Raw genomic sequence first — 12,388 nt, forward strand, 5'->3', positions numbered from 1 at the left:
ACTCTCAGTGCTTTCGTGAGAAAGTTGAAGAGAGTCAAACCATAGCTAATATTCCAAGAAAGCGTAACACTAAATTATCAAATGAACATATGGATTGGCATTTATACAAGTCTCGTCATTTGGTTGAAAATGCTTTCTGTCGTATTAAGCATTATCGGGGTATTGCGACAAGGTATGAGAAGCTTAAACGTAATTATGAGAATTTGGTCGCTCTAGCCTTTGCTTATCATTGGCTGAAGCTTTGAATGTTCAACAGAACCTAAATAGATAGTGTTAATTGCCTAGAGAAAAGCCATGTTTCATCGCATCAAAAATCTGTTCGGCGGTCAAAAACTTGAGCGACAAAAACAGCGACTCAGCAAGCCTGAGTACGCTTATCTGTTTGATACCCAGCTATCTAAAGTTCCCAATGAGTGGGTGAGCCTAGACCTAGAAATGACCGGGCTAAATGCCAAACAAGATTATATTTTAAGTGTCGGTGCAGTACAGGTACGCAAAGAAAGTAACGGGTTTGTGATTGATACCGACAGCGCGCTGTCCTTGGTATGTCGTCCGCCTGTGATGCCCACCCACGACACCATTGTGATTCACGGATTAAGACCGATAGATGTCGACAATGGCTTATCGTATGACGAGATGCTCACCCAATTATTGCCCATGCTTAAAAACCGTCCGATAATTGGGTTTTGTGTGGACATGGATATGGCGTTTTTAAATGCCATTGCCAAACCGTTTTTAGGGGTGGAACTGGCTAATAAACTTGTCGATGTCAGTCGCTTGTATCAACAAAATCAGCATCGACATGACCCCAGCCAAGTTGGGCAGTTACCACACCTCAATCAACTGCTAGAAGAATACCAAATCCCGCGATTACCTGCACATAATGCCCTCAATGATGCCATTATGACTGCCATGTTATTCACCCACTTGATGCAGTCATAGCGGGCTTATGAAGTCATAAAAGCTAACCGACATAAAAAAACTCTCATCATGAGAGTTTTTTATCTAAAAATGACTTTATTTTTTGCTAGCCGCGGCGTCTGCGCCTTTTGGTTTGATGCCTGCTTCCTCAGTTAATTGCATCAACATGGTACGGGCTTCTTCAGCGGATTTTTGCGCTTTTTCCATCGACTTAGCAATTTCTGGATTGGTCTCTGGGGTTGCCGTTGGTTTTTTGATTAAAGCCGCCGTACCGGCACGGCTATTGGTGATACTTTCAACCATTTTATCGCGGGTTTGTGCGACACGCGGGTCATTAAATTTTAGTTTGTTGAGCGTGGCTTTTTGCAAGTCTAACTGTGCCACCACTTCTTTAAAGAAAGCTTGTTGGTCAGCAGGCGTTTTGGCGTTTTGCATTTTTTTTGCCATTTCTGCTTGTTTGGCTTGGGTAGTGCGGTCAAGCTCATTTAAGGTTTTAAATAACTGAGTCAAATCCGCTTTTAGGGCAAGATTGGGTGTTGCAGCCGCGGCATTATTGGCGGCAACTGTAGGGGCGCTGCTAACGTTGGCGGTTTTTTCTGCAGTCGCTGGCGTGGTGACAGTAGTTGTGGTTGACGAAGCGGTGGTGGTAACAGCAGCAGCACTAGCAGGCGCGCTAGAGATGGCTTGGGATGCTGCCAAAGGTGCAGTAGTCGTAGAAGCTGACGTGGTGGTAGTCGTCGTTGCAGAAGCAGTGGTGGTTGCGGCTTTGTCATCTTTTTTTGAGCATGCAGATAACGCTAGCACGACACTCATAGCACCTATAGTCATGGCAGAGGTGGCGATAGATTTGTTTAACATAAATTTTTTTAACCTAAATAATTTTGACCCAACACCCCAAAGCAAGGGGTCAGCGTTCTCGATTGAAACCCAAAACGGCAATAGCAGTGACTGAAATGTGGCAATTAGGCGACAGTTTAGCAAATATCTGAAAATTGAAATGTAGAGAATTGCAACAGAAGGCTACGGCAGTTTGTCTAAATGCCTTAATTTTAGCCGATTTGCTATGAAATCAGGTGGATTTTTATGGCAAAAAGCGCTAAGGTGGCAGCTTATTTTTTGCCTAATTTATTTTTGCCTAGTTATTTTCGCTAGTATAGATTCGTCACATTGTTGCTGTCGTTATGAAAAATTCGCGCCAATCCGTGGGTCTGCAAACCCGCGCTACTCAATTATTGTCTTTAAAAACAGGTTTGTTGCTAGGGATGGCTTGTCTGTCCTTGGTGGGTCATACGTCAGATACCACACAAGTCCAGTTGCCAATACTCACTGATTTAGTGACCAAGCAAAGCCATGCAGTCATGGGTCAGCGCGATCCAGTCAACAAGCTACCTCAAGCGATTCAAGCCAAACTTGCCCAAGCCAATATTCCGACCGATAGCCTGAGCATGGTGGTACAACCGTTAACGGACAATCCGCAAAATGCAGCGTCGACTGCGCCCCAAACGCCTTTGTTTAGTTATAATGCTGATGTGCCACGCACCCCTGCATCTACGCAAAAACTGATTGCCACTTATGTGGCGCTCGATAGTTTGGGCAAAGATTTTGTTTGGCAAACCAAATTGTATCAGCATGGTTTTGTGTGGAAAGGCACGCTTTATGGCGATGTGATTGTGCAGGGCAGTGGTGACCCAAAACTGGAAAACGAGCGCTTGTACCAACTGCTTGCCATGATTAAAGCACAGGGTATTCAGCAAGTACAAGGCAATTTAATCATCGACAATCAGCAGTTTCAAGGGGTGGATTTTGATGTTAATGCGTTTGATGGTAAAGGCTTACGTCCTTATAATGCCCAGCCCAATGCTTTGTTGACCAATTTTGGTACGGTGGAAGTGGATTTAGTGCCACTGCCAAAACCCAATGCCGCACCGGTCGTAAAACCTAATACCAGCAGTGTCACGCAACCCACAACATCAGCTTCGACAGATATCGACAATCCCGCGGCAAATCTTGAGCAAATCCAAAGCAAACCCTCGATTAATCCCAAAGACGTCGCGGCGTATCAGGTCATCCTAAAGCCTGCGCTGGCAAACTTTACTATGCCTACAACACTTAAAGCCAGTCAAGCGCCTTGCAATAGCAGCCAAGATGATTGGATTGGGACATTGACGTCTACAGGATTGAGCTTTCACCAAACCGCGTCCGCCTTTTGTGGTGAGCAAAAGCGCTATCTGACGTTTCCTGATGGGGATGTACTGGTCAAACAACAAATCATCGCTGACTGGCAAAAAATCTTGCCAAACTTTACAGGGAATATTGAATTTGCCAACCCTGCAGTGCCCTATATGCAGCAAGCCAAGGCGATACCGCAAGCACTACCTTGGTATATTCGCTTATACCTAAAATACTTTGGCAAACCCTTGACCCCAAAATTGGTTGGCTATGTCGCCTCCAATCCATTGCACGAACAAATCAAAGACATCAATCAGCACTCCAACAATGTGATGACGGAACAAATCGCCTTGTCGCTACCGCTGTATGCCGACAAGCAGCGTATCAGCACTTATCCAAAAACCTTTGCCTACATCCACCAGTGGTGGCAACAAAAGCTGCCCCAAGCTCAGCCCCCTGTGATGACTAGAGCCTCAGGTTTATGCCGTGATTGCCGCGTGGCGCCCAATAGCATGTTAGCGCTGCTAACTCTCGCCTATCATTCACCCAATTTTACGGTTTATCGTGATTCGTTGGGCGTGGCAGGCGAGTCGGGTACCATCAAAGCGCTCAAACTGCGCCAGCCAAATAACCCTGCCATTGGGCATGCTTGGATCAAAACAGGCACGCTCGATAATGTCACCAGTATGGCAGGCTATGTTCAAGGCAAATCAGGAAAATGGTATGCAGTGGTTGGGATGATTAATGCCGACAATGTCAAAAATAATAGCAATGCCAAAGCCGTGCTCGATGAAATGCTAGCGTGGACAGCGCTGCAGTAATTGGTTTGTGGTTGATTGGCTATTTATCGTGAACATTAAAATACCAATCAATCTGGCGGTCAAATCCTATTTCCAGTAGGCTTGCGGTGATGCGCCCAGTCAAGCCCCATACGGTCTCGCCATCAATGATAAAGCTGGGTGATACCATCACTTGGCGACCCAAATCATACGCATAATCGATGGTCGGCTGGTGAATGAGCGTGGCTAAATCCGCCCAAAATAGCCTTGCAATTTCGCACATCTCTGGCACAAGGTTAACACTGGGTGGTATTACCCCTACAATCGGCTTGACAGGTCTGCCGCTTTTGGCAAATTGTAGTGGCAATTCGCCCAACACAGTCACTTGACTGGGATGAATACCCGTTTCCTCATGCGTTTCTCGTAACGCGGTAGCTTGGTTGCTATCGTCCGTGTCTTCGCGTCTGCCACCTGCAAATGATACTTCGCCGGCATGTTCTCGCATATCCGAAGCGCGCAACGAGTACAAAATTTTTGGCTCAGCTTCATTGGTAATGGCGATGAGTACCGAATACGGCTGCGGCGTGGGGTCGAATGGCAGTTTTGCGATTCGCTCTGCCAGTTGGGTCAGTAAGGGACTTTGAAATCTAGTTGTGGACATATTTTTTAATTCATCAAAATTTAATGGGCAATTTCGCAATGTTTATAGGGCGCTTTGAGTTGACCGAATTTATCTAAAACTCATTGTCTATTGTCGATATCATTATCAAACGGTAATGCTGGCATAGCTGAAATAGTTTTTTGCATACTAGGCTGGGTATGCAGCGCGTTACAACCTGCTAATAATCCCAAACTTAATACCCAGCTAAATTCTTTACTAAGCTAAACTTTCTCATAATCGGCTGCTCAACTCATTTTTATCATGTAAAAACCTGCAATCAATGCTACCATACTTAAAACGACTTTCACCTTACAAAACATAAAAATAATAGGAAAATACCATGCCTTACTGCCTGCAATGCGGTCATCTAGCCGAAACCAAAATCCCGCCGATGGACAGTCGTCCGCGCATCGTGTGTCCGTCTTGTGGCTACATCCATTACGAAAATCCCAAGGTCATCAATGGCTGTTTACTCATCCATGAAGGTAAGGTTTTGCTCTGTCGCCGCGCGATTGAACCGCGGCATGGTTATTGGACGTTGCCCGCAGGCTTTATGGAGCTTGGCGAGACCATGAAAGATGGGGGCAATCGTGAGTGTTTTGAAGAAGCCGAAGCTATCGGTAGTGCATTAGAGTTATATTGTCTATACGACATACCAGATATCGGACAGATTCATGTGATGTTTATCGGCTCGCTCAAAGATGGCAAATTTGGGGTGGGCATCGAGAGTCTAGAATGCGCGCTGTTTGCCGAAGAAGACATTCCTTGGGAAGACTTGGCGTTCCAAAATGTCATTGAAACACTGCAACATTATTTTGCTGACCGCAAAGCAGGGGCGACGCTCGGTAATTTCCCCATCCATCAGCAAGTGATTGTCAAAGACGTGCATTTGGGCGATTAATTGTCCATTTAAACGGTAAATTTTAAACGGCAAATTGTTAGCTAAAAAGATACGGGCGTAGCGCATAGGCTCTAAATATCTAGGCTCCAGAATTTAGGCTCCAGATATTTAGGCTTCAAATATCTCCGCTCTAAATACCTACGTTCTAAATACAACAATGATTGAGCCGCTTTTTTTACTATAAGTCAGTTTTTTAAAATTGCGTGTATTCACCTTTATGCAATATGCAATTTATGTGTAATCAAAGGTTCATGAATGACAAAATCCTAAAAAAAGTCACGCATATATCATTTTGTCGCTATAAAATCTTGCTACAATACTTGAGTGATATATCTTCTATACTAGATAAAAAAACAATATATTTATGGATGATGAGATTACTATGTCGACTAGAAAAACCATTTCCACACCTGCGCAACCACCCCAGCCGGTAACTGATACTTCATCACCAATCACGGCGATAGAACCGCCAAACCCAAACCCCAATCAGCCCACACCACAAGGCACGCCACCACTCAAAGAATTGGTCAAACAATACGATAGCGTATCGTTGCTGCTCCAAGGTGGCGGTGCGCTCGGTGCCTACCAAGCAGGGATTTATGAAGGGCTGCATAAACAAGGCATCAAAATCGACCGTATCTCAGGTATTTCAATCGGCGCGCTCAATACCGCCATCATCGCAGGTAACCGTCCAGAGAACCGCTTGGCGGCGCTGCAAGGGTTTTGGAACACCATCACCCATCGTAACTACACCCCTGCAGGGATGAATGTCTACCGTCAAACGGCCAATGAGTTAGATAAACTCAGCAAGATTGACATGGTAAGCCATTTTATGCCGTGGATATTTGAAAATGGCTTTTTAAAGCAGCAACTGCGGGTGATGGAATCTACCGCTGAGGCTTGGCAAACCATGATTGAAGGACAGCGTGGTTTTTTTAAACCGCGTTATTTTGTGCCGTATGACACCACCCCCAATCACTTAAGCTATTATACCACCGACAAGCTGCGCGAAACCCTGGAGCGTTATTGTGATTTAAAACTGGTCAATGACGTCAATCGGATGAAAGTATCGGTGTCTGCGGTCAATGTGCGTAACGGTAACTTTGCCATTTTTAGCAATGAAAATGAAGAACTCCACTACGATCACTTTATTGCATCGGGTGCACTGCCGCCAGGGTTTCCAGCGGTTGAGATTGATGGGGAGTATTATTGGGATGGCGGATTGGTGTCCAATACGCCGCTCAATGAAATCTTAAGCCATGAAGAGCACCTCAAGCAATTGATTTTCCAAGTGGATTTGTGGAATGCCAAGGGCACGGTGCCAGAAAATATGATGGAGATTGACGAGCGCATCAAAGACATTCAATACTCTAGCAAAACCCGCATGGTTACTGACTTTATGGCGCAAAAGCTGCGTTATACGCGCCTTATCAAAGAGTTACTCAAAATCATCGATGACGATGCCAAAATTGATAAAGTTGAAGAACTGTGCGTCAACAAAGCCCGCGAAATGACGGAAGTCGGTGTCAAAAACGTGATTCATCTGATTTATCATAAAAAGACTTATGAGCGCGGCTATAAAGACTATGAGTTTAGCGGCTCAACCATGCAAGAGCACTGGGAAAGTGGCTTACAAGATATTGAGAACACTTTTCGCCACCCAGATTGGTTTATGCTACCTGAAACCGATGACATCTTTGTCAGCCATGATATCCACCAAAAACGCAAACGACTGGCACAGGTCAGTACTCTGCTAAAAAATCTTGAAGACTAGCAGTCGTTGTACGTTGAATCTTTACAAGCTGAATGCTTATAAAAAGTCAAAAAAAGTGATGGTAGCTAGCCATCACTTTTTTATGAAAAATTACACCAAATTTGATAAGTCTAAGCGCAGCAATCGGTCAATCGCCTCGCTGCTTTGTGCGATATCTGCAACCAATGCCATGCGCACATGGTTTTTGCCAGCGTTACCGCTGTTGTTTTGGTATGGGGGCGTATCGCGAGATAGGTAACGCCCTGCGAGCGCATGGATATTTAGCTGTTCATAAATCACTTTGACAAACTGCTCATCATCTTGTACCGGCAACCAAAAATAAAAACCGGCATCAGGGCGGCGTAGCGGTAATTTGTCTGACAGCTTGTCCATCCACAAATCAAACTTTTGGCGATATAGTTTGCGATTTTCTTCCACATGGACTTCATCTTGCCACGCGGTAATCGAAGCGAGCTGATGATGAATCGGCATCGCGCAGCCTTGATAAGTGCGGTACTGGGCATACGGCGCTAGTAGCTTGGCATCACCTGCCACAAATCCTGAGCGCATGCCAGGTAGATTGGAGCGTTTTGACAGCGAATGAAACACCACGCAATTGGCAAAATCATCGCGTCCGAGTTTGGCGCAGACGTCAAGTAGTCCAATTGGCGGCACCTCAAAATATAGCTCACTGTAGCACTCGTCACTGGCTAGGATAAAGCCATATTTATCCGATAGCTCAACCAGACGCTGCCACTGCGACATATCCATCACCGAGCCAGTTGGGTTGTTTGGACTACACACAAAGACCAGTTGAGTCTTTTCCCAAACCTCGCTTGGCACGCTGTCATAGTCCCCGACAAAGTTATTGTCGGCGGTACAATTGACAAAATACGGCTGTCCACCAGCGAGCAGCGTCGCCCCTTCATAAATCTGGTAAAACGGATTGGGCATCACCACGTAAGGTCGTTTGCTATCCTCGCGGTCAAATGCCGCTTGCACAAAACTAAATAGCGCCTCACGTGTACCCATCACAGGTAATACTTGGGTGTCGGCATTTAATTGTTTGACCTGAAAACGGCGCTGTACCCAATCGGCAATCGCTTGGCGCAGCTCGGGCAAACCGTTGGTGGTGGGGTAATTTTGAATTTTAGCTAGATTGTCTTTGATGACGTCTAGCACAAACTGTGGCGGTGTGTGCTGCGGCTCACCGATACCCAGTTTAATCGGGGCATAGTCTGGGTTTGGGGTGATGCCTTGTAGCAACGTTGCCATCTTGGCAAACGGATAAGGATGCAAAAGTTGTAATTGCGGATTCATAAGGGGTTGGCTGTCCATATATTCGAGAGAACTAATTTTAAAATACTGTGTTTTTAAAAGTACTGGGATTTTAAAAACACTCTGATTTTAAAAATACTGGGGTGTTAAAAATACTGCGAAAAATGAGGTTACTTTACCCCGAATCGCTGAGTTTGCCAAGATTGAACCAAAAGTTTGCTAAAAGTTGATAGCCAATTAACGTTTTGAACCATGAGCTTGGGCGATGTTTCGCTCAAAAAAATGGGTAAAGGTGAGTATCAAGGTAAAAAGAGTGGGGAAAAAGCAGGTATTTACTATATCATGCACACTGCCTTGCCAGTACCAGTGCTTGTCAATTATAAGCTGGTCATGTCGGTCTAGCACTTCACCCATGCTGGCAGCAGCAATCACCGTGAATAAGGCGATAAGCCAACGATAGCGGTGATTTTTAAAAAGTAGACTTGTGATAAGAAATACCCCAATTCCAACGTAAATATGCAGGGCATCTCGCTCTAAGCCTGTGAAGCTAACAATATGGGTTTTGATGTCTTGGAATACGGAGTCGTACATAGAAAGTTTGATTTTGATTGCAAAGTTGGCAGAGCATAGCGATTTTCTGCCAACGGTTAAATACGGTTTTTGTGTTGAATTATTACGGGCTTCTTAGAAGTGCGGCAATGCGTTCAGTTAATTTATATAGTTTCTATAACTTAACTTTTAAAAAAGCCAAAAAATGGTTTTGCTTCCTTCAATTTTTGCTCTAACCTAACGATTTCATCAATTAGCTGTTCTTTGGTTTGGTTAAAATACTCATCCCAATCATCAATTTCGCTAATCGTTTGGTAAGTTTCATCGTCTTTTAACTCAAAAATCTCAGTTTCAATTTGGCTAATTTTAAATTTTAGCTGAGTGATAATGGCTTGTAGTTGTGATTTTTCGCTGACTGTTTCGGATCGTGGGGCGAAAATGCCTTGTTCGAGTTCTGCCAAGATTTTATTGACTGTCGCAATATCATTTTGTTCATAGGCTTGGTTAAGGTGAATAAAAAGCTGTTCGGCAACGTCTTTCATGTCTTCGCTCACTCGGTCTGGATGGCAAATTTGACTGGCTTTGCGATAGGCTTTTTTTAAGTCTTTGCGTTGTTGTGCGTCTAGTTCAAAAATAGTTTTGGCATTTTCAATTTCAATTTGTTCGTGATATTCAGCTTCGTCTTGGACAGCTTCAGCATAGGCTTCTGGGTCATTTTCGCACGACAATTTACGTAAATGTAAGAGTCTACTAATATATGAGCCTAATTCTTTAGTATGTCTATAATTAAATTCACTTAGTAATTTTTCGAGCTCAATTTTCTCATTATCGTAAGCGTTTAACTGATGCTCAAGTTGTCGAATCTCAAGTTTTAGAGCCACTAAGTCAATATCATTGTAAATAACAATGGCTTGGTGGTTTTTGATAAAATCATCTATTAACCCAATAGCGGTGCTAAATTGATGCAATTGTAACGCATGAGTTATTTGGTTGATGTCCTGTTGAAAGCTAAAGACTTGAAGTTTTGCGGCTTCTCGCTCGATGTCGTCTAAGTCTTCGAGTATGACGTAGTTTTTGAGTATTTCTAGGCGTTTGATGATTTTATCGAGTGGTAAGTCGGGGATATGGTCTTGGTGGTCGAAGTAGCTATTACGGATTTTTTTGAATTGCTTGATAAAAGACTGGGCAAGGACGCTGTCGCCTGTGGTGATAATGATGTTTTCGTGGTTGCGTTCGGCTTTTTTGCTCCAATTGTATGAGCCGTTGATGACGGTGTATTCGTCGATGACACAAAATTTGTTGTGCATTAGGTCGTCTTTGCCATCACCAATAAGGTAAGCGACTGAGTTACCGATGTTAAGCCCGCTGTAGTCGATGGGGCTTTGTTGGTTGATTTGGTCGTTGCTGATGAGTAGTTGGACGGTGATGCCTTGTTTGGCTTTAGTAAGTAGTAAGTCAAATAGGCGTGAGTTGGTGAACCATGCGACTGCGATATAGATGGATTGCTCAGCTTGGGTGAGTTCTTGCTCAATACGGTCGGCGATGTTTTCAAATAGGGCTTCGGTTTGCATTTTTAGTTTTCAAAAAATATTTCACAGTTAGGGAGCTGTTCTCTAAGCCATTCAATATCTAAGTGATTAATATTATTACTTTGCAATATCAGCCACTTCAAATTTTTTAAATATGCCAGTGAAGAAATATCCTTAATGGGATTTCCAGACAAGTCTAAATACTCTAAATTTTTCAATAAAGCTAAACATGATATATCTTTTATTTGGTTACCGTAGACTATCTCATTAGCTTCAATTAAACCTAATTGAAGCCATTTTAGATTTTCTAGATGCTTCAAAACCGAAATGTCACTAATATTGTTTCCAGCTAAACCTAATTTGGTTAGCTTTCCTAAACTCTTTAAAATTGATATATCATTAATTTTGTTATCAGTAAGAAATAAAAATTCTAATTCAACTAAATTCTCTAAAGCTGAAATATCTTCAATATAATTTCCATAAACTGTATAATTTCCATCAAGCTTATCCGAACCTAGAGCTAAAAATTTTAATTGAGTAAGATTCTTTAAAGGGCTTATATTTTTTACTTTATGTCTAATTATAGTAAGTTCATTTAATTGAATTAAGTTCTCTAAAAAAGATATATCACAGATATTGCCTTCAGAAATATCGCCGATCATTGAATCAACTATTGTCAAGTCAAGTTTTTGTAAATAAGTAAGACAACCAAGAACTTCAAGATTTTCTACATACTCCCAACTCATTTCCAAGTTAGTTAGTTTTTTGAGAGATTTTAAACCAGAAATATCAGTTATACGATTATCTTTTAAATTTAATGTCCTTAGATTTATTAAATTCGATAAACTTAAAATATCAATTATAAAGTTCTCAGATAAATTTAAATTTTCTAAATTGGTTAATTCTGATATTACAGAAATATCGCTAATTTTGTTATGAATCACGCTAAGAAATTTTAAACTTTTAGAATTTTTTATTGGCGATAGATCTTCAATAAAATTATAGTCCATCTCTAGTATTTCAAGATTTATTAATGGACTTAAACATTCTATACTTATAATCCAGTCGCATTCTGTATACCAATTTTTACTTATATTAAGCCTTCTGAGATATAATAGTTTTGATAGAATATTCAACGTAACTGGATTTTCATATAAATTAATTTCTTCTAATCCTACGATGCTACTAATAATTTTCCTCATAGTCTTTCTATCATGCCAATCTATATCTAAGCGAGTGATGTATGAAATTCTCTCTTGATCGTTGTCTACTATTTCTCCCCATTTCCAACCATAGTCAACGATATCTAAACCTAGACCATCCTTCAATAAGACAGCTTTTCCTTCATCATCAAGCGACAACCACCACTCCCAATACTTCTCGAAATCGTCAACTTCTGCCAATAACTTATTCGTAATTTTTAAACTTTTACTTGCATTTCTTAAAGCTACGCCTGTTTCTGCGGTAGTGGTAAGTTGGTTTTTATTATTAATCAATTTATGACTACCTTATCTAAAGATTCTAGCACTAAAATTTTACTATCATCACAGATTCTATTCGCAGTAATTTTGGCTAGATTCAAAGTTGAAAAAACTATAGGCTCACCAAATCTTCCAAGAAAGTCTACCAATGGAATTAAACGACTTTTATGTAAAAAATGGTCTTCAATCCAAATCTCATAACCTTGTTCAGTAGGGGTAATAAATAGCTGACTAGCAAAACCTTCTTTAAAACGTGATTTAGCACTACCTTCAGTTACTTTGTTTGTCATGTTAATACTTATCATTTTATATTTCTTTTTTAATAAAAATAGATAATTGCATAATAACAAAATACAATCCAAAGTCA

At 41.9% G+C, this 12,388-nt stretch carries 12 protein-coding genes; 5 read left to right on the top strand and 7 right to left on the bottom strand.

Going from position 1 to position 12,388, the window contains the following annotated elements:
• A partial coding sequence (locus tag ACH0AB_RS07065; protein ID WP_406877715.1) for a transposase occupies positions 1 to 245 on the top strand: 245 nt, incomplete at its 5' end.
• 49 nt (positions 246 to 294) lie between these two features.
• A complete protein-coding gene (locus ACH0AB_RS07070; RefSeq protein WP_406877716.1) occupies positions 295 to 942 on the top strand; it encodes a 3'-5' exonuclease in 648 nt (215 codons plus the stop codon).
• Positions 943 to 1,017: 75 nt separating this feature from the next.
• Here ACH0AB_RS07070 and ACH0AB_RS07075 read toward each other — a convergent pair whose 3' ends face one another.
• A complete protein-coding gene (locus ACH0AB_RS07075) occupies positions 1,018 to 1,779 on the bottom strand; it encodes a hypothetical protein (RefSeq protein WP_406877717.1) in 762 nt (253 codons plus the stop codon).
• Positions 1,780 to 2,102: 323 nt separating this feature from the next.
• Between ACH0AB_RS07075 and ACH0AB_RS07080 the strand changes: the two genes are divergently transcribed.
• The gene (locus tag ACH0AB_RS07080; protein ID WP_406877718.1) at positions 2,103 to 3,911 is read left to right on the top strand and encodes a D-alanyl-D-alanine carboxypeptidase/D-alanyl-D-alanine-endopeptidase; all 1,809 of its coding nucleotides are present in this window, start codon (positions 2,103 to 2,105) and stop codon (positions 3,909 to 3,911) included.
• Between the two features lie 19 nt (positions 3,912 to 3,930).
• Here the strand turns inward: ACH0AB_RS07080 and ACH0AB_RS07085 are convergent, their stop codons facing one another.
• Complete coding sequence (locus ACH0AB_RS07085; protein ID WP_076776489.1) at positions 3,931 to 4,530, bottom strand: NUDIX hydrolase; 600 nt, start codon at positions 4,528 to 4,530, stop codon at positions 3,931 to 3,933.
• A gap of 340 nt (positions 4,531 to 4,870) precedes the next feature.
• On the opposite strand from ACH0AB_RS07085, the gene ACH0AB_RS07090 reads away from it, so the two are divergent.
• Both ACH0AB_RS07090 and ACH0AB_RS07095 read left to right on the top strand, forming a co-directional pair.
• Positions 4,871 to 5,431 carry an NUDIX hydrolase gene (locus ACH0AB_RS07090; RefSeq protein ID WP_007115639.1) on the top strand — a complete coding sequence of 187 codons (561 nt, stop codon included), beginning with the start codon at positions 4,871 to 4,873 and terminating at the stop codon, positions 5,429 to 5,431.
• A gap of 382 nt (positions 5,432 to 5,813) precedes the next feature.
• Positions 5,814 to 7,205, top strand: coding sequence for a patatin-like phospholipase family protein (locus ACH0AB_RS07095; RefSeq protein ID WP_406877719.1), 1,392 nt, complete (start codon positions 5,814 to 5,816; stop codon positions 7,203 to 7,205).
• 90 nt (positions 7,206 to 7,295) lie between these two features.
• On the opposite strand, the gene dapC is transcribed toward ACH0AB_RS07095, so the two are convergent.
• The 5 genes from dapC to ACH0AB_RS07120 form a co-directional block, all read right to left on the bottom strand.
• A complete protein-coding gene (gene dapC, locus ACH0AB_RS07100; protein WP_406877720.1) occupies positions 7,296 to 8,504 on the bottom strand; it encodes a succinyldiaminopimelate transaminase in 1,209 nt (402 codons plus the stop codon).
• Between the two features lie 195 nt (positions 8,505 to 8,699).
• Complete coding sequence (locus ACH0AB_RS07105) at positions 8,700 to 9,053, bottom strand: hypothetical protein (protein ID WP_406877721.1); 354 nt, start codon at positions 9,051 to 9,053, stop codon at positions 8,700 to 8,702.
• A gap of 140 nt (positions 9,054 to 9,193) precedes the next feature.
• Positions 9,194 to 10,582 carry a phospholipase D-like domain-containing protein gene (locus tag ACH0AB_RS07110; RefSeq protein ID WP_406877722.1) on the bottom strand — a complete coding sequence of 463 codons (1,389 nt, stop codon included), beginning with the start codon at positions 10,580 to 10,582 and terminating at the stop codon, positions 9,194 to 9,196.
• Positions 10,583 to 10,584: 2 nt separating this feature from the next.
• Complete coding sequence (locus ACH0AB_RS07115; protein WP_406877723.1) at positions 10,585 to 12,036, bottom strand: leucine-rich repeat domain-containing protein; 1,452 nt, start codon at positions 12,034 to 12,036, stop codon at positions 10,585 to 10,587.
• Entirely contained in the window at positions 12,033 to 12,311 is a 279-nt protein-coding gene (locus tag ACH0AB_RS07120) for a hypothetical protein (RefSeq protein WP_312115735.1), read from the bottom strand. The genes ACH0AB_RS07115 and ACH0AB_RS07120 overlap by 4 nt, the downstream gene beginning before the upstream one ends.
• Positions 12,312 to 12,388 lie beyond the last annotated feature (77 nt).

Source organism: Moraxella sp. 179-F 1C4 NHS (genome assembly GCF_045370505.1).
Taxonomy (GTDB): Bacteria; Pseudomonadota; Gammaproteobacteria; order Pseudomonadales; family Moraxellaceae; genus Faucicola; species Faucicola tetraodonis.